This is a genomic window from Candidatus Zixiibacteriota bacterium, from assembly GCA_014728145.1.
GTDB lineage: Bacteria > Zixibacteria > MSB-5A5 > JAABVY01 > JAABVY01 > WJMC01.
In genome coordinates, this window is sequence record WJMC01000187.1 from 1 (window position 1) to 15,852 (window position 15,852).

Below are 15,852 nucleotides of genomic sequence, written 5' to 3' on the forward strand. Positions count from 1 at the left end.
CAGCTCAAGAAACTGCCTCATCGCTTCCTCGCCCACAACCTGCTGGAAATCACGCACCATCATCGGAAACGGATGCGGTCCGACGACTGAGCCGATGGCATAGAACTGATTGATTGGATCCCCCATATAAGCCTCAAAGGCCGAATCTACCGCTTCCTTGAGGGTTTTTAGCCCGAATCCGACCGGTATGACTTTCGTGCCCAGAATCCTCATCCGCACGACATTAGGATGTTCCTTGGCGATATCGACCTCGCCCATGTGGATTTCGCACTTGAGCCCGACCAGGGAGGCCGCGGTTGCCAGGGCGACACCATGCTGTCCTGCGCCGGTTTCGGCAATTATCTTTTTCTTGCCCATCTTTTTGGCCAGCAGGGCTTCGCCGATACAGTGGTTGATTTTATGAGCACCGGTATGATTGAGGTCCTCGCGCTTGATATAAATCTGCGCCCCGCCCAGTTTGCGGGATAGATTGCGGCAATGATAGACCGGGCTGGGGCGTCCGATGTAATGCTGTTGCAGGTAGGCCAGCTCACGTTTGAACTCGGGCTGGTCTTTTAGTTCGAAATATGCCGTGGTGATCTCTTCTAATATATCGATCAGAACTTCGGGAACGAATCTTCCGCCGTATTCACCAAAATAACCCTCTTTATCCGGTTGAACCTTTACTTGTTTTCTTACCTGCATGATCTTCTCCTCTGTTTTGATTCAAGATTCTTTTCGATACTGAACTGCGCTTTTTCAGAACTTTCGAGCCGCGCGTTATCTTGCACAGGCTGATGCCCAGTTCCGAAGCGATCTGTCTCTGGGAAACACCCTCGTAGAGCATCTCCATCAGACGCCATCGCAACGCGACATCCTGAATCTCGGCGGGAGTGAAGATCTCGCTGAAAAGCTTTTCCATAAGCCCGGGATCATCAACTTCGGCGAAAACTTCAGCTACTCTTTTAACCGGCGAGGTCATCATAACGTAATTCTTCTCTGAGCGGTAACTTTCGGTAAGTACTGTATCTCTCTGTTTCTATGTGTAGAAACAGTATAAAACGAAATCGACTTTTGTCAAGAGTTTTTTTGGGGATAGATAAGCAGATTTACGGGCCTGGGTTATTTACCAGCTCGGTAATTTATTCAGCCCTTTGAGTTGCAGGCAATTAAGGTCAGGATTTGATCTTTTTGGCGATTTCTGCCCCGAATTCCATACATTCGCCCACCGCGGAACCATCGGGTACATACTGCATCGAAAGCCCCTCATGGCCGATTTCCCAGCGCATTTCCTCCATCGCCTCGTTGAGCATCTTGACCCCCTTCGGGCTCCACCCGAACGATCCGAAGGCAGCACCGATTTTACCGCGCAGTTTCAAGCCTTTGGCGTAGGTCAGCATATCGCCCATGGCCGGGACGATATTATTGTTCATGACCGGCGAACCCAGGATGACCGCGCGGGCCTCGAGGGCGTCGGTGATGATATCCGAGCGGTGGTTGATCTTGAGGTCATAGAGATCGACCTTGACATCCTCGGAGGCGATTCCACGTGCGATCGCACGTGCCATCTGGTGCGTTGAACCCCACATGGTTCCATAGATGATAACCGCTTTTTCGACCGTCTCGTGACGGCTCCAGCGATCGTAGGCATCGAATACATAATCCAGATCGGAACGCCAGATGAATCCGTGGTCGACAGCCAGCATATCTATATCGAGTTGGTTTTCCTTTAGCTTGGCCAGAAACTTCTGGGCGATATTGGAAAACGGCAGAAAGATATTGGCGTAATATTTGGCAGTCTGAAAAAGCAGTTCACCCTGCTCGGCCTGATCATCGAAACGCAGGCTGGAGGCATAGTGCTGACCAAATATATCATTGGAAATCAAAAGCTTGTCTTTTTCGATATAGCTAACCATACTCTCCGGCCAGTGCAACATTTTAGAGTCGAAAAACTTGACCGAACGGCTTCCCAGATCCAGGGTGTCGCCTTCTTTGATCGTTTCGATCGGCCAGGAGTCGTTGTGAAACTGGCTGATAAGAGATTCTTTACATTTTTCTGTACAGAGGATTTTCTCCGGCTTGACCAGCTCTATAATCTGAGGCAATGATCCGGAATGGTCCATCTCGGCGTGATTGACAACGATATAATCTATCTTATCAGGCTCCGTGACCGCTTTGATATTGGCGACCAGGTCGCCGGCAAAATCTGATTTGACAGTATCGAACAGGACGGTCTTGTCGTCCTTAATAAGGTAGGCGTTAAAAGTTGTGCCTTTTTCGGTCGAGTAGCCATGAAAATCGCGCAGGCCCCAGTCGACCGCGCCGACCCAGAATATATCCGGCTTTATTTCTACCGGTTTCATCTCGAACTCCCTTCAAAATTCAATCAATCATCGATCGGGGTAAAATCCTCTTTGGGCATATTGCAGTCAGGACAAACCCAGTCCTCGGGAAGATCCTCGAAAGCTGTGCCCGGCGGTATATCGTTTTCGGGGTCGCCAATTGCGGGATCATAGACGTAGTCACAGTAATCACAAGCGTATTTCTTCATATCATAAACCGATTGTAGGCGCGTTTGAATCAGTTCTCTGTGAACACCAGGTCGTCGTATTCCATCTCGAAACGCAGTTTGTGCTTGGCTTCTTCCTGCGCCAGCATCTTGAGCGTTTCGCGCACCGCGACATCATCGGCCTGTTCAGCCAGCGATGAATAGAGCCTGAAAGCGTTCTTTTCGGCTTTCATGGCCAGAATCAGGGCATCCTGAAAATCGATATTGGTAGTCAGCTCGACCTCTTCCAGGTGATCGCCGATTTTCAAATCAAGGATTTTCTGCTCCGATTTATGCAGGGCCTTGCCCTCTTTGGCGGCCATCAGCTTGGCTTTATGGCCGAGTTCTTCTTTGGCAAACCCGGAGAACATATCTTTTACGTGAGGCTTATCAACTTTTTCGGACAATTCGACATAGAAGTCATGTGCCTTTTCTTCCTCGCCGATAGCGAAGTCGAGGATTTCATCAACTGAATTGAATTGCATCGTCACCTCTTTGCTGTATTAAGTCTGTTACTCGCTTTAATATTGTACGCAACCTGGCAGATCGGGCTTTGTTCTAAAACGGTGCAAAACCGGCCGAATCCCAGTAATCGTCACGAAGGCTTTCCTGCTGGTTCAAAAGCGCCTGGTAATGACCCTTTTCCCACTCTGCCAGTTCATCGTAGAATTTACTGACCTCTTCCACCTCAGCTTTTTCAGACTGCTCCTTGTAGAATTTCATGGCGTCCAGTTCGAGTTGGATTCCGATCGAAAGAGCGCTCATCTCCATATGGGCATCTGTCAAACGGGACTTGAGATCATCGGAAAAGATCGGCGACATCCCCGACAGATCGAGCTTGCTTCCGAAATTGATACTGGTATTTGGCTTTCCGGTCTTCAGTATGGAATCATACTGCTCCTTCAAAAAGCGCATATGATCCAGCTCTTCGGAGGCCAGGGTATCAAAAACTTCCTGTCCCTTGGAGTCCTCGGTTGTACGGGCGGCCATCTTGTAAAAACTGTGACCGTCGCGTTCGCCCTTGATTGCCAGTTTTAATCCTTCTAACATTTCTTTTTGCTTATTATCCATAACTTTTACTCAATCGGTGATTCCATTGAAAATTCCTGGAAATCGAAATAATACCCGGTGTTGTTGAGGTAATCGATTTCCGCCTGTACTATCGCTTTGTGACCTTCCTCGATCTTCAGGAAATGCTTGAACATCTTGCCGTCTTCACCGAGCTCATCGACCATCTTCTGATAAAACGCGGAAGTCTCGGTTTCCAGCTCGAGAGCCTTGCGAAGCATTTCCATCTCGGAGCCGTAATCCTCACGAGACATCTCTTTGTCGAGTTTCTTAACCCCGGCTTCGAGTTTATCCTTGGGGGGGACGATCGTGCCCAGTTTTTCGGGGACGATCTTGCCGGTATCCTGCCACTGCTTGAGGCAGTTTTCGAGGTAGTCAATATGGCCCTGTTCCTCTTCTCCCAGGACCTTGTATATTCTTTTGCCGGTATCATCGTTCGAATCACCGGCGGCGCTCATGTAACAGTCACGGACCTTGGTCTCATATTCGAGCGCTGTCTTGATTGCTTCTTCGAGAGTCATCGAATCCTCCGTAAGTATCAGTATATTGTTGCTGATAATATATACCGGGCATCCTGTTTGTCAAACTGAATGCCCGGCATAAGTATCATAAAAAATGTCTCATTAGACTGATTTACTCGCCTTCACCGCCGCCCTTGCGTCCGCCCAGCTCGCGGTCAATAATGTACAGGCCCTGGACCTTGTCGCCCACCATGGTAAGTTTCTGGACGATCTCATCGGTTGAGGACTCTTCCTCGACCTGCTCATCGACGAACCACTGTAAAAAGGAACGGGTGGCATGATCTTTCTCATCCTCGGCCATATCGACCAGTTTGTGGATCAGGCCGGTGACCTTCTGCTCATGCGCAAAGGCATCCTTGAAAACTGCCAGTGGTGATTCCCACTCGGTCGGGGGAGCGTCGATCTGTTTGAGGGTAACCCGGGCACGACGATCGTTTATGAAGCCATAGAATTTCATGGCGTGAAACATCTCTTCCTGTGCCTGAGCTTTCATCCAGCTGCTCATGCCGGTATAGTTGTTATCTTCCAGGTAAGTTGCCATTGAGAGGTACATGTAGGCTGAATACATCTCAGCGTTGATCTGTTCGTTTAAAGCATCGCGCATCTTGTCACTAAGCATTGTCATCTCCTTTTCAGTTTATATACATCGTTTTGTTCTCAATCATATCATGAAAAGAACAAAAACAAATCCCGGAAGTTTCCAAAAGTCGACCAAAATTAACAGTATTTTGTGCGCACAATATCCGGGGAATCATGACTCAGGATAACATCTTAGGAACCATACGGATACATATTCTTCTTAATGACCGAGAAGTCATCCAGAAGCTTGTTGTGCTTCTCTTCATCTGTCATCAGATAATGAATCAGATATTCGGGGACTACCATCTTACGGCCTTCCAGAGCCTTGAGGGCTTCTTTTGCCATTTCGATTGTCTTTTGCTCAATCCGGATGTGGTTTTCGACCTCGGTCCAGACTTTGTCGAGATCCTCCGGAGTGATAGAGACCGGCTTTTCGGCCAGGGCGTTGACGATGAATTCCTGTACGCGATGATGCATCTGGGAATCATGCTGAATGATTTCCATTATCATACGGATAAGCGGATTGTCTGTCTTTTCGATAATCTGGCCTGTGGATGACACGGCGGAATCTTCGATCGCCTGCCAGCGCTTCATATTCTCAATTATCTGATCCTGGATTTCCTTGGTGGACATGGGGTTTCCTCCTCTTAGAATATTGTCTCTGTCGTTTGCATTCAATATTTGTCATTGATTTCATTAGTGCACGAAATGTTTTTTGAGATTATATCATAAAACTCCTTTTAAGTCAAGCGATTAAAAGCAACCTGATTACTCCATTTAGTTGCTGTATAGAACAGAGATAATCAGCCTTATGTTCAGGAAGATTCAACAATCTTCTGGATTTTCCGTTACCTGTTTGTTATAGTTGTAGGTGAAAAAAGATAACTGCGGGAGGACAACGGTGAATAAGCCGAAGATATCATCTCTGGAGCCGAAACAGCTTAAACTCGGGCCGAAAAGCTACTGGTGGTGTGCCTGCGGTCACTCCAGCCAGCAGCCGTTTTGTGACGGCACCCATAACTCTGAGGCCGACGGCATCACCCCGGTGAAATTCGATATCATCGAGGAAAAAGAAGTCTGGCTGTGCATGTGTAAACATACGGGCAACCCGCCCTATTGCGACGGGATGCACTGTAAATTGGAAGAATACAAGGACAAGTAACAAGTTCAATCAGCTTTTTAGCCGCATCCATTTCAATAATTATCTCTCCCTCGATCACGGCCAGGACTGATGACTGTAAGCTTTGCTCGCATTTCTCATGCCCTGAAAGTGCCTGCAGGATGATTTTCTCAGAAGAAGTGTTGACCTCAGCGATAAATATGTTATAGTAAGTGCATGCGGCTTATCTGGCTGACAGATATACACCTGGATCATCTCAAAGACGACGATGCACAGTCGTTTTGTCAGCGGGTCAATGATTCCGGTCCCGATAATCTCCTCCTGACCGGCGATATATCCAACGGTGAAAAAATCGAAAAACATCTCAAGATGATCAAAAAGCAGATCTCATGCCCGGTATATTTCGTTCTCGGCAACCATGATTTCTACAAATCATCAATTTCCGAGGTCAATAAGCTGGTCGAAAAGATCACTTCCAAATCCAAACAACTGATCTGGATGGATAAATCCCGGGCCGTCAAGCTGAGCGATACAATTGCCCTGGTGGGGCACAGCGGTTTCAACGACGGGCGCAACGGCGATTACGAAAATTCCGAATATGAGCCGGCGGATTTTTACGAAATCGAGGAATTCAAGGATATCAGTGAGGAAGAGCGGCTTGAATTGATGAAAAAACTTGCCGATGAATCTGCTGATCATATCAGGAAAGTCCTTCCCGAGGCCTGTAAGACTGCTCCGGAAGTAATCATGCTTACCCATGTTCCGCCTTACAGCGAGGCCTGCTGGTTCGAAAGCGAAGTTACCGACAAAAACCATCAGCCGTTTTTCTCGAGTAAAGCTATGGGGGAAGCGATCGACGAAGTTATGGCTGACTTCCCCAAAACCGGTCTGACTGTATACTGTGGTCACACACATCATTCGGGCGAGGCCCGTATCGCTGACAATATCAAGGTCTATACCGGCGCGGCCACCTACGGCTTTCCCGTTGCCCAGAGAACGTTTTACATCTCCTGATAGATCAACTTTCTCTCTCTATGTATATCTGAAGCTGAACCTTTATTAAAATTCCATCTGTTAAAACACCACCACTTTAATCTAAAATACTGAAGCCTTTGCCGCTCAACTATCTCGGTTAATATCCGATAATTATTATGCGATATCCGGGGTGATGTTCACCATTTCAAGAGGGCAGAAAAATGCACAAAGCAACTCTGGTAATTACAACAATCATCTTAATCGGGGCGGTTTTATTTCTCAATCAATCCGAGAATCGTGGCGCGACACCTTCCGATGCGCTCAATACTTGTATCAGTGCTGTCAAAACCGGCGATATGAAAACCTTTTCGGAGTACACTATCGACGGTGACAGGTTCTGGTCTGAGTGGAAAGCGGCCACTGAAAATGAACGGGAGCTGGTGAGGAGCATGTTGCCTCAATTGATGGGTGAAATCTGTTTTTTCGATTATGAGGTCACCAAACAGGAAGTATCAGGCGACAGCGCAACATTGTGGGTAGAAATTGAAGGCCGAACCGACCTTGATGATCCAGAAAAGGTAATAATGAAAAGAGAGGGAAATCGCTGGAAAATCGAAATCGCTGAAACCTACAGATAGTCTTCAACAACCATAAAAAAACAGCCTGCCCGCAAGCAGACTGTCAGGAAGGGATGATAGGCTCTTTGTAAGAGCGCGGTATATATCTGAATACACCGCATTAATACTAATGTAACATCAGCAATTTTGCAAGCGGAATCAGCCTGAAATCACCGTCCTTATCTTCCTAATTTTTAGACATCACATAGTCATGAATCGCCCGTGCGGCGGTCTTTCCCGCTCCCGCGGCCAAAATCACGGTTGCTCCTCCGGTGACGATATCACCACCGGCATAAACAGCATCGCGCGAGGTCAGCATGGTGTCTTCTTTGGCGATGATATTTCCCCACTTGTTGGTCTCCAGGCCGGGAGTGGTCTGAGGAATCAACGGATTGGAGGAGTTGCCGATTGCGACCACGACAGTATCGACCGGGATCTCGTAATTAGAGCCCTCGATCGGGATCGGCCGACGGCGTCCTGAAGCGTCCGGCTCACCCAGTTCCATCTTCAGGCACTCCATAGCCTTGACCCAGTTGTTCTCATCACCGATGAACCTGATCGGCGTGGTCAGAAACTGAAACTCCACACCTTCCTGTTCGGCATGATGGATCTCTTCGATACGGGCCGGCATCTCCTTGCGGGAGCGCCGATAGATGATATAACCGTTATCGGCTCCCAGGCGCAGGGCGGTTCTGACAGCATCCATAGCGGTATTTCCACCACCCAGAACAGCTACGTTTTTACCGGAGGCGACCGGTGTCGGCGCTTTCGGGAAATCAAAGGCGCGCATCAGGTTGTTTCGAGTCAGGTACTCATTGGCGGAATATACGCCACCGAGATTCTCGCCCGGGATGCGCATGAAGTTCGGCAGTCCGGCTCCGGTGCCGATAAAGACTGCGTCGAAACCATCCACTTCGAACAGCTCGTCGATTGATTTGAGTTTGCCGATTACATGGGAAGTCTTGACTTCCACACCCATCAGGCTCAGGTAGTCGACTTCAGCCTGGACTATCTCTTTTGGCAAGCGAAATTCGGGGATACCATAGACCAGCACACCTCCGGCGCGATGAAGCGCTTCGAAGATAGTGACTTTATGGCCCAATTTTGCCAAATCACCGGCGACTGTCAATCCGGCCGGTCCGGAACCGACGATGGCGATTTTTTTACCGGTCGAGGCTTTGATCTCGGGTACCTTGATCTGGCCCTTGTCGCGTTCGTAATCCGCCACGAATCTTTCCAGGTGACCGATTGCTACCGGATCACCTTTTTTCCCGGTGATACAGACTTCCTCGCATTGTTCTTCCTGCGGACAGACACGACCACAGACGGCGGGTAGGGAGTTGGTTTCCTTAATTTTACGGGCCGCTTCCACGAATTTACCCTGTGTTACCAGGTCGATAAAAGCTGGAATATCGACTTCCACCGGGCATCCGGCAATACAGGGAGCCTTCTTGCAATCCAGGCAGCGCTGGGCTTCTTTTATGGCCAGCTCTTCGGTCAGGCCAAAAGGAACTTCGTTGAAATTTCTGACACGGTCTTCCGGTTTCTGTTCGGGCATCCTAACCCGCGGAATTTTGCGCCGGTCTTTTTTGGCAACTTTTCCAATCTGGCCCGGCTCTACATACTGTATATCATCTTTTTTAGTTTCCGCCACCTTGTTCTACCTCCAGTAGCTGTCTATGACATAGGTTATTTTTTCAGTCCGATTCTGCAATGTTCAAGATAGTCGTCGTAGGCCTTTTTCTCCTGTGGCAGGTACATCCGCTGTCTCTGGGTCAATTCGTCGAAATCGACTTTATGGCCGTCGAAATCCGGACCATCGACACAGGCAAACTTGGTTTCACCGCCGATAGTAACACGACACCCCCCGCACATACCGGTACCGTCGACCATGATTGGATTGAGGGAGACCCAGGTCTCGATATCATACTTTTCAGTCAACTTGGAGACGTTTTTCATCATGATCACCGGCCCGATCGCCATCACAAAGTCGATCTTCTCACCATCATCGATCAGCTTCTGCAAGGCATCGGTGACAAATCCCTTCATGCCGTAACTGCCGTCGTCAGTCGTTACGACAAGATCATCGGTCGCTTCCTTGAGCAAATCCTCCAGGATGACCAGGTCCTTGTTGCGAGCTCCGATAATACCGATTACCTTGTTGCCTTCGGCCTTGAGCGCGCGGGCGATCGGGTTAATGGGAGGGATTCCCACACCGCCACCGATTACCACGCAGGTACCGTATTTGTTTACATGCGTCGGTACACCCAGGGGGCCGACCACATCCTGGAATTTTTCTCCGACTTCCATGCGGACGATCTCCGCGGTCGACATACCGACCTCCATCACCACCACGGTCAAAAGCCCTTTCTCGCGCTCGAGATGGCCGATCGACATCGGAATTCGTTCGGAATGGTCGTAAGCGCGCAGGATGATGAACTGCCCGGCATTGGCTTTCTTCACCAGTTCAGGTACGTAGATTTTAAACATGGTGATTTTCGGGCAGAGCTCCTCTTTGTAAGCAATCTCATTATTTTCCATCAGTTCACCCGTTCAGTTTCTTTCTTTATTTAGATGATACGTTTTCTTCCACCAGTTTTTTAGTATCATGGGCGATAACAAGTTCCTCATTGGTCGGTATCACCAGCGCTCTGACCCTGGATTCATCAGAGGAGATATCGGATTCGGTACCCTTGGCTGATTTGTTTTTAGCTTCGTCAAATTCCAATCCGAGCCAGTCCATGTCGCTCAACACCCCGGCCCTGACATCAGGTGAATTTTCACCGATTCCCCCGGTGAAAACGATACAATCGATGCCACCCATGGCCGTGGCGTAAGAACCGATATACTTTTTGACCCGGTAGCAATACATGGCAAAAGCCAGGATCGCACGATCGTTGCCTTCATCTTTTGCCTCGATGATGTCACGCATATCGGAAGAGACACCCGAGACACCGATCAACCCGGAATGCTTGTTTAAAAGCGTCCGGGCTTCATGCAAAGAGAGTTCCTCTTCGCTCATGATACGCAGGATGATGGCCGGGTCGATATCGCCCGAACGAGTTCCCATGATTAGTCCTTCAAGAGGAGTGAAGCCCATCGATGTATCGATCGAGTTTCCGTACTTGACAGCCGCGATTGAAGCGCCGTTGCCCAAGTGGCAGGTGGCGACCTTGATATCTTCCAGCTTTTTGCCCAGCATTTTGGCGGCCCGGTTGGCCACGAAAACATGCGAGGTGCCATGGAAACCATAGCGGCGAATCGAATACTTTTTATACAGCACATACGGCAGACCGTACATATAAGCATAATCCGGTATAGTATGATGAAACGCTGTATCGAACACCGCCACCATCGGCAGGTCGCCCAGAATCTTCATACAGGCTGAAATACCCCGCAAATTATGAGGGTTATGAAGCGGAGCAAGTTCGATCATGTTGCGCAGATGCATCATGACCTCTTCGGTGATCATGATCGAACTGGTGAACATCTCACCACCGTGAACCACGCGATGACCGACCGCGTGAATTTCTGATTTGTCCTTGATGACACCGTGGTTGGGGGACAGCAGTACGCTGACGACATGTTCGATCGCCATGATATGATCGAGAATATCACCGGATATCTTGACCATCGGTCGATCATGGGGCTTATGCGCCAGCACCGCACCCGACATCCCGATGCGGGTGACAGAACCTTTGGCGAGAGGATATTCCTTGTCCATGTCGATCAACTGGTATTTGACCGAGGAGGAACCGCAGTTGAGTACGAGTATGTTCATTCTTTTGCCTCCTTGATCTTGTTGCCGTCGGCATCGTAACGGAAGAAGCCCTGGCCGGTTTTAACACCCAGCTGACCGGCGCGCACCATCTTGCGCAAGAGCGGACAGGGATTGTACTTATGTTCGGAGAGTTCGTCGAGAAGGTTCTCCATCCAGCTCATGACCTCATCCAGCCCCATCATATCGGCCAAACTGAGAGGTCCCATATTGAATCCGAATCCGAGCTTCATGGCGGTATCGATATCTTCAGCTGAGGCGATACCCTCCATCAGGACATGCATCGCCTCGTTCAGAAACGGCACGATAATCCTGGTGGTCACATAGCCCGGATATTCATGCACCATCACCGGTGTCTTGTTCAAAAGATCCGCGAAATTACGAATCGTCTGCACAGTGCTTTCGGAAGTCTTCAGACCACGCACGATTTCGACTACCGGCACTTTGTGAACCGGGTTGAGAAAGTGCAGGCCAATGATATTCTGGGGGCGGGAGGTTGCCGCCGCCAGCTCGGTTATGGAGAGCGTTGAAGTGTTTGAAACAATCACAGTATCGTCACGGCAGATATGATCGAGATGGGCCAGAAGCAGTTTTTTGGCTTCCAGGTCCTCCTGAATAGCCTCGATAACCATGGGTGCGTCCTTGGCTGGTCGATAGTCACCAGCGGGTGTGATGCGCGAGAGAATAGCTTTTTTCTCAGACTCGGTGATTCCCCAGCGTTCGATCTCGCGATCGAGCCGGTCGCCGATTTCATCATGGGCATGTGTGGCCAGTTGCAGGTCCTTGTCGACCAGTACGACATTTGTGCCGGTTCCAGCAATTACCCTGGCGATACCCTGCCCCATGACACCGCCTCCGATAATCACTATTTTATTGAATGAAGCCATCAGACATTCTCCTGATTTATATAATCATTTCTCCCGGCAATCCTACGTCGGCCGCCGGTTTAGGAATATATAAAACAGGTCGGCATTATCAAGCGAATTTGCATCCTCACAAAACTTTAAGAAATCCTGAAAAAGTATAGGATATGCGACATCTCCCCCCGGCGCAATCAGGGAAAATACCCATTTTGTCGTCAATTTGCCAGGTTTTTACGCAGTCGCGGAGGTCGCCTGGATCAGCAGATTTGCCCCTTTTAATGCTCGACCTGGATTGGTTAAACAGGCCGTTTAAATATTACAGTTTGATCTTCTTTATCTCGACCTTTGTCTCGGTATTATGGCCTTTAATATATTCTTTTTTCCAGCGCTTGAAATCATCCAGCCGGAAGCGATCCTTTTCCATCTCCCAGCTTCCTTCCCTGAAATAATAGTAGATGTATTCTGGAAAGAAAAGCGATTTGCTGGCGATAGCGAGTTCATCGAGGTACTCATCGGTGACATCCGGATACTTGGCTGTGTAGCTGATCCAGTGTTCTGCAAGCCGTTTACGGCAATCCAATTCTTCCTTGTAAGTGTAGCGGTATTTTTTCTCATCAGGAAACTGTTCGAAGAATTTTTCGGTCCGCCACTGCAGGCGCTCATCGCCGTAAATTCTCCAGGCTGCCATAACGTGAGGCTTGGTCATAACATCCTGCGAAATCTTAACCTGGTAAATAACGCCTTCTATCTCAGAGGCCGAGGACTGCATGGCCGTGCATAAGACGAGGGCGATGAAAATGACAATTAGCTGATAATTTATTAATTTGCAATGACTTCTCACGACATACCACCTTTCCGGGAAATCATTATCCCACATTTATATAATCGGTAAAATTGAAATATTATTGAATCGAATTGAAGCGCTTGCAATCTGGATATAAAAAGTGTATTTTTTGCCTAAGATGATGGCAGGAAGCGATATAAACGGAAACCTGTTTCGGCTGGAGCAGGTCAGCTACTCAAGCGGGGAAGTCGAAATACTGCACGATATCACTCTCGAGGTTCCCCGGGGTGAAATTGTCCTCCTTACCGGACCCTCAGGCTCCGGCAAAAGTACTTTGCTCAGAATTTTCAACACGCTGTTAACTCCTTCGCGGGGAAGAGTATACTATAAAGGAAAAGATTTGGGCGACTTCAACCCGGTCGAGTTTCGTTCCAGAACGATTCTCTCCGGCCAAAAACCGATCTTGCTCGAAGGCACTGTGCGCGATAATCTCCTCCTCCCGTTTTCGCTCAAAAGCAATCAGGGCAGGCAGGCCGACGATCACTTATTTGCCGGACTTCTCGAAAAGGTCGATCTGCCTTCTTCATTTTTGGATAAAAAGGCGGGCATGCTGTCCGGCGGAGAAGCTCAACGTATGGCTCTGGCACGGGTGCTGGCCCTGCGACCGGAGACCCTGCTTTTGGATGAACCGACCTCGGCTCTGGATATCTCGCACGAGGAAAGAGTTTTGGCTTTCATGGAATCACTGCGGGGTAAAATCAACCTGATCGTGGTAGCCCATTCGACAGCCTATCTCGACCTGGCCGACCGGGTGATTATCCTCAAAAACGGCCGGCTTAACCGCCTCGCAGATGAACTCAGCGCTACCGAATTTAAGGCTATACTGGGAGAAAACATCTGATGGAAGGTCCCAGTATTCAGAATATCAGTACCGTACAGATCGCGATCTGTTATATCCTGTTTCTTCTGGTCTTCACACTGATCTGGTATTACAGGCTGAAGCTTGGCAGAGACGCGTTGTTTTCAACGATTCGGATGAGCGCTCAATTGTTTCTGGCCGGACTTGTGCTGAAATACGTGTTCGAGTTCAATTTCTGGTATACGGTACTGATCATCCTCTTGATAATGCTCTCGTTCGGAGTGCACACGATCATCAGCCGGGTGAGGCTTAAATTCCGACGCAGTACACTCAATCTGTTTTTGAGCCTGATGATCGGATGTTGCGGAACGATGATTTTCTTTGGCGGTCTGGTGGTGCGTTATGAGCCCTGGTACGATGCCCGCTATCTGATCCCGCTGTTGGGTATGATCATCGGTAATTCCATGAATGGATGCGCCCTGGCTCTGGATCGATATTACAGCAGTATGCGCGACAATCGTGACCGGGTTGAGGCGATTCTGGCTTTTGGGGGGACCCCTTTCGAAGCCTCCCGGCATATATTCATCCAGGCTTTCAAGGCTTCGATTCTGCCGACTCTGTCGTCGATGACCGGTATGGGGGTGGTGTTTCTGCCGGGTATGATGACCGGGCAGATCCTCTCCGGGGCGGAACCGTTTCTGGCAGTCAAGTACCAGATCGCGATTATGCTGGCAATTCTATCGGCCACGGTTTTTTCCAGCTTTATCCTCCTTAAGCTGGAAACCCGGCTGGTATTTAACCGCCGGGCTCAGCTAATCGAACTCTGATTATTCGCAGAAGACTTTGACCTGGTCGCCGTCATCAGAAGTAATATCGATACTGAGGGTACGCAGGGCGGTGATGATCTCCTCCAGATCATCAGCTTTGAACTTGCTGACATCGAAGTCAATGCCTTTCTCCGCAAAGGCCCTGTCGACTTTGTCTTTGGCTTCGCCCGGTAACAGCGATGAAAGCTTGATTCCGGCTTTGAGAAGCTGAAACGGCACCCTGATATTGACACGATCCCGCGAGCCTCCTTCTGCGGATTCGACTTTTACCCTCAGGTACTTCGGTAACTCCGGAGAATCGCTGACGATCGTTTCCGACTTCTCATTATTCGTACCGGATTCGATGGCGGCTATCAACCTCTCGGCTTCATCGACCGAGATCTTGCCTTCCGACAACATGTTGAGAATCTTTTTTCTTTCTTCACTCATGGCATTGCTCCTATCTGAAGTTTATATATACATTATCACCAGATTTGGATTTGACATCGATCATGAGACCCCGCATATGCCAGGCCAGGTAAAGAAACATCGGCCCGGCTTTGTGAATCTTGCAATCCCGTCTCAGTAGCAGTTTTATCAATCTGATCAAGATCACCAGCGGAAACAGGGCCAGCATGAGGATTATCAGCACAGGCCAGAACAAAAACAGCGGAAGCCAGAGTCCGAACTTTTTGCGGTCGTCCGCGAATATCCTGACCTTCCCAACCATCGGAAACATATCACTTCAACCTTTCCAGCGCCTCTTCGACCGTGATCTCACCCTTGTCGAGCAGGTCGAGCACTTCCTGTTTCGGTGCAACTTTCTCGACCTCGACGAAATCGAGTTCAGCGGCTATTCTCTTAAGCCGGCTTTTGATCGTCGGGTAACTGACCCCGAACAGCTTCTCCGTCTGCTTGATCGAACCGTCGGACTGAATAAAAGCCACTACGAAAACCTGGTCCGCATCAGATAATCTGGCCAGAGGGGGCAGTTTGAATTCTCCCTCAATCGCTACTTTGCTTTCTCGCAGGCGGATTCGCTCAACCACGAACTGCTTGCCCTTAGTCATCTCAGTCAGTATGTTCCAGCTGCCGGCCATCGCACCTCCAATTCAATAAATTTATCTACATATATCGTAATAATTCACATAATGTTTCGTAAAAATTAAATAAATTAATTTATCATGTCAAGATTATTAATAAAATTTATATTGATTTTAAGGCTGTCACTGCCTGATAATGTCGTTTTCGGGCGATCCTTTCAGCTTGACTTAAAACGGAAATTTGCATAAACTTATCTGAATCCAAAGGATCCTCAACCGGGATCGCTGGAGTCAGTCTATGTTGTTGAAATA

22 protein-coding genes are annotated in these 15,852 nt (G+C 48.9%); 5 read left to right on the forward strand and 17 right to left on the reverse strand.

The window, feature by feature from the left end; all coding sequences use genetic code 11:
* The 9 genes from GF404_10855 to GF404_10895 all read right to left on the reverse strand — a co-directional run.
* Positions 1-684: pyridoxal-phosphate dependent enzyme (locus GF404_10855; GenBank protein ID MBD3382679.1), on the reverse strand; the 684-nt coding region annotated here is incomplete at its 3' end.
* The gene (locus GF404_10860) at positions 647-964 is read right to left on the reverse strand and encodes a transcriptional regulator (GenBank protein ID MBD3382680.1); all 318 of its coding nucleotides are present in this window, start codon (positions 962-964) and stop codon (positions 647-649) included. The genes GF404_10855 and GF404_10860, both read right to left, overlap by 38 nt.
* A gap of 190 nt (positions 965-1,154) precedes the next feature.
* Positions 1,155-2,342: an MBL fold metallo-hydrolase gene (locus GF404_10865; GenBank protein MBD3382681.1), complete on the reverse strand. Its 1,188-nt coding sequence runs from the start codon at positions 2,340-2,342 to the stop codon at positions 1,155-1,157.
* 23 nt (positions 2,343-2,365) lie between these two features.
* The gene (locus GF404_10870; protein MBD3382682.1) at positions 2,366-2,530 is read right to left on the reverse strand and encodes a rubredoxin; all 165 of its coding nucleotides are present in this window, start codon (positions 2,528-2,530) and stop codon (positions 2,366-2,368) included.
* A gap of 29 nt (positions 2,531-2,559) precedes the next feature.
* On the reverse strand, positions 2,560-3,012 hold the full coding sequence (locus tag GF404_10875; GenBank protein MBD3382683.1) for a rubrerythrin: 453 nt from the start codon (positions 3,010-3,012) through the stop codon (positions 2,560-2,562).
* A gap of 73 nt (positions 3,013-3,085) precedes the next feature.
* Complete coding sequence (locus tag GF404_10880) at positions 3,086-3,598, reverse strand: hypothetical protein (protein ID MBD3382684.1); 513 nt, start codon at positions 3,596-3,598, stop codon at positions 3,086-3,088.
* Between the two features lie 5 nt (positions 3,599-3,603).
* A complete protein-coding gene (locus tag GF404_10885) occupies positions 3,604-4,116 on the reverse strand; it encodes a hypothetical protein (GenBank protein ID MBD3382685.1) in 513 nt (170 codons plus the stop codon).
* Between the two features lie 112 nt (positions 4,117-4,228).
* Positions 4,229-4,735, reverse strand: a complete 507-nt coding sequence (locus GF404_10890) for a ferritin (protein ID MBD3382686.1) — start codon at positions 4,733-4,735, stop codon at positions 4,229-4,231.
* Between the two features lie 152 nt (positions 4,736-4,887).
* The gene (locus GF404_10895) at positions 4,888-5,328 is read right to left on the reverse strand and encodes a hypothetical protein (protein ID MBD3382687.1); all 441 of its coding nucleotides are present in this window, start codon (positions 5,326-5,328) and stop codon (positions 4,888-4,890) included.
* Between the two features lie 268 nt (positions 5,329-5,596).
* Between GF404_10895 and GF404_10900 the strand changes: the two genes are divergently transcribed.
* The 3 genes from GF404_10900 to GF404_10910 all read left to right on the forward strand — a co-directional run bounded on the left by GF404_10900 (position 5,597) and on the right by GF404_10910 (position 7,428).
* The gene (locus GF404_10900; GenBank protein ID MBD3382688.1) at positions 5,597-5,857 is read left to right on the forward strand and encodes a CDGSH iron-sulfur domain-containing protein; all 261 of its coding nucleotides are present in this window, start codon (positions 5,597-5,599) and stop codon (positions 5,855-5,857) included.
* 174 nt (positions 5,858-6,031) lie between these two features.
* Positions 6,032-6,829 carry a hypothetical protein gene (locus GF404_10905; GenBank protein ID MBD3382689.1) on the forward strand — a complete coding sequence of 266 codons (798 nt, stop codon included), beginning with the start codon at positions 6,032-6,034 and terminating at the stop codon, positions 6,827-6,829.
* 182 nt (positions 6,830-7,011) lie between these two features.
* Positions 7,012-7,428 carry a DUF4878 domain-containing protein gene (locus GF404_10910; protein MBD3382690.1) on the forward strand — a complete coding sequence of 139 codons (417 nt, stop codon included), beginning with the start codon at positions 7,012-7,014 and terminating at the stop codon, positions 7,426-7,428.
* A 166-nt stretch (positions 7,429-7,594) separates the two neighbouring features.
* On the opposite strand, the gene gltA is transcribed toward GF404_10910, so the two are convergent.
* From gltA to GF404_10935, 5 genes are all read right to left on the reverse strand, one after another.
* On the reverse strand, positions 7,595-8,965 hold the full coding sequence (gene gltA / locus GF404_10915) for an NADPH-dependent glutamate synthase (protein ID MBD3382691.1): 1,371 nt from the start codon (positions 8,963-8,965) through the stop codon (positions 7,595-7,597).
* Positions 8,966-9,096: 131 nt separating this feature from the next.
* Positions 9,097-9,948, reverse strand: a complete 852-nt coding sequence (locus tag GF404_10920; protein ID MBD3382692.1) for a sulfide/dihydroorotate dehydrogenase-like FAD/NAD-binding protein — start codon at positions 9,946-9,948, stop codon at positions 9,097-9,099.
* Between the two features lie 25 nt (positions 9,949-9,973).
* Complete coding sequence (locus tag GF404_10925; GenBank protein ID MBD3382693.1) at positions 9,974-11,188, reverse strand: acetate/propionate family kinase; 1,215 nt, start codon at positions 11,186-11,188, stop codon at positions 9,974-9,976.
* Positions 11,185-12,072 (reverse strand): 3-hydroxybutyryl-CoA dehydrogenase, encoded by an 888-nt coding sequence (locus GF404_10930; protein ID MBD3382694.1) that lies wholly within the window; start codon positions 12,070-12,072, stop codon positions 11,185-11,187. Before GF404_10930 ends, GF404_10925 begins: the two co-directional genes overlap by 4 nt.
* A 292-nt stretch (positions 12,073-12,364) precedes the next feature.
* Positions 12,365-12,754, reverse strand: a complete 390-nt coding sequence (locus tag GF404_10935; GenBank protein ID MBD3382695.1) for a hypothetical protein — start codon at positions 12,752-12,754, stop codon at positions 12,365-12,367.
* A 238-nt stretch (positions 12,755-12,992) separates the two neighbouring features.
* Between GF404_10935 and GF404_10940 the strand changes: the two genes are divergently transcribed.
* A complete protein-coding gene (locus GF404_10940) occupies positions 12,993-13,733 on the forward strand; it encodes an ATP-binding cassette domain-containing protein (protein ID MBD3382696.1) in 741 nt (246 codons plus the stop codon).
* Entirely contained in the window at positions 13,733-14,518 is a 786-nt protein-coding gene (gene fetB / locus GF404_10945) for an iron export ABC transporter permease subunit FetB (GenBank protein ID MBD3382697.1), read from the forward strand. The genes GF404_10940 and fetB overlap by 1 nt, the downstream gene beginning before the upstream one ends.
* Here fetB and GF404_10950 read toward each other — a convergent pair whose 3' ends face one another.
* From GF404_10950 to GF404_10960, 3 genes are read right to left on the reverse strand one after another with little or no spacing between them, the layout of a single operon-like run.
* Positions 14,519-14,947, reverse strand: coding sequence for a hypothetical protein (locus GF404_10950; GenBank protein MBD3382698.1), 429 nt, complete (start codon positions 14,945-14,947; stop codon positions 14,519-14,521).
* A gap of 10 nt (positions 14,948-14,957) precedes the next feature.
* Positions 14,958-15,236, reverse strand: coding sequence for a hypothetical protein (locus GF404_10955; GenBank protein MBD3382699.1), 279 nt, complete (start codon positions 15,234-15,236; stop codon positions 14,958-14,960).
* Between the two features lies 1 nt (position 15,237).
* Positions 15,238-15,597 (reverse strand): DUF2089 family protein, encoded by a 360-nt coding sequence (locus GF404_10960; protein ID MBD3382700.1) that lies wholly within the window; start codon positions 15,595-15,597, stop codon positions 15,238-15,240.
* Between the last annotated feature and the right edge of the window lie 255 nt (positions 15,598-15,852).

Bases quoted from the DNA above. Each gene is read 5' to 3' on its own strand.
- GF404_10860 (MBD3382680.1), bottom strand. From the start codon at position 964: ATGATGACCTCGCCGGTTAAAAGAGTAGCTGAAGTTTTCGCCGAAGTT.
- GF404_10865 (MBD3382681.1), bottom strand. From the start codon at position 2,342: ATGAAACCGGTAGAAATAAAGCCGGATATATTCTGGGTCGGCGCGGTC.
- GF404_10870 (MBD3382682.1), bottom strand. From the start codon at position 2,530: ATGAAGAAATACGCTTGTGATTACTGTGACTACGTCTATGATCCCGCA.
- GF404_10875 (MBD3382683.1), bottom strand. From the start codon at position 3,012: ATGCAATTCAATTCAGTTGATGAAATCCTCGACTTCGCTATCGGCGAG.
- GF404_10880 (MBD3382684.1), bottom strand. From the start codon at position 3,598: ATGGATAATAAGCAAAAAGAAATGTTAGAAGGATTAAAACTGGCAATC.
- GF404_10885 (MBD3382685.1), bottom strand. From the start codon at position 4,116: ATGACTCTCGAAGAAGCAATCAAGACAGCGCTCGAATATGAGACCAAG.
- GF404_10890 (MBD3382686.1), bottom strand. From the start codon at position 4,735: ATGCTTAGTGACAAGATGCGCGATGCTTTAAACGAACAGATCAACGCT.
- GF404_10895 (MBD3382687.1), bottom strand. From the start codon at position 5,328: ATGTCCACCAAGGAAATCCAGGATCAGATAATTGAGAATATGAAGCGC.
- GF404_10905 (MBD3382689.1), top strand. From the start codon at position 6,032: ATGCGGCTTATCTGGCTGACAGATATACACCTGGATCATCTCAAAGAC.
- GF404_10910 (MBD3382690.1), top strand. From the start codon at position 7,012: ATGCACAAAGCAACTCTGGTAATTACAACAATCATCTTAATCGGGGCG.
- gltA (MBD3382691.1), bottom strand. From the start codon at position 8,965: ATGCCCGAACAGAAACCGGAAGACCGTGTCAGAAATTTCAACGAAGTT.
- GF404_10920 (MBD3382692.1), bottom strand. From the start codon at position 9,948: ATGGAAAATAATGAGATTGCTTACAAAGAGGAGCTCTGCCCGAAAATC.
- GF404_10925 (MBD3382693.1), bottom strand. From the start codon at position 11,188: ATGAACATACTCGTACTCAACTGCGGTTCCTCCTCGGTCAAATACCAG.
- GF404_10930 (MBD3382694.1), bottom strand. From the start codon at position 12,072: ATGGCTTCATTCAATAAAATAGTGATTATCGGAGGCGGTGTCATGGGG.
- GF404_10935 (MBD3382695.1), bottom strand. From the start codon at position 12,754: ATGACCAAGCCTCACGTTATGGCAGCCTGGAGAATTTACGGCGATGAG.
- fetB (MBD3382697.1), top strand. From the start codon at position 13,733: ATGGAAGGTCCCAGTATTCAGAATATCAGTACCGTACAGATCGCGATC.
- GF404_10950 (MBD3382698.1), bottom strand. From the start codon at position 14,947: ATGAGTGAAGAAAGAAAAAAGATTCTCAACATGTTGTCGGAAGGCAAG.
- GF404_10955 (MBD3382699.1), bottom strand. From the start codon at position 15,236: ATGTTTCCGATGGTTGGGAAGGTCAGGATATTCGCGGACGACCGCAAA.
- GF404_10960 (MBD3382700.1), bottom strand. From the start codon at position 15,597: ATGGCCGGCAGCTGGAACATACTGACTGAGATGACTAAGGGCAAGCAG.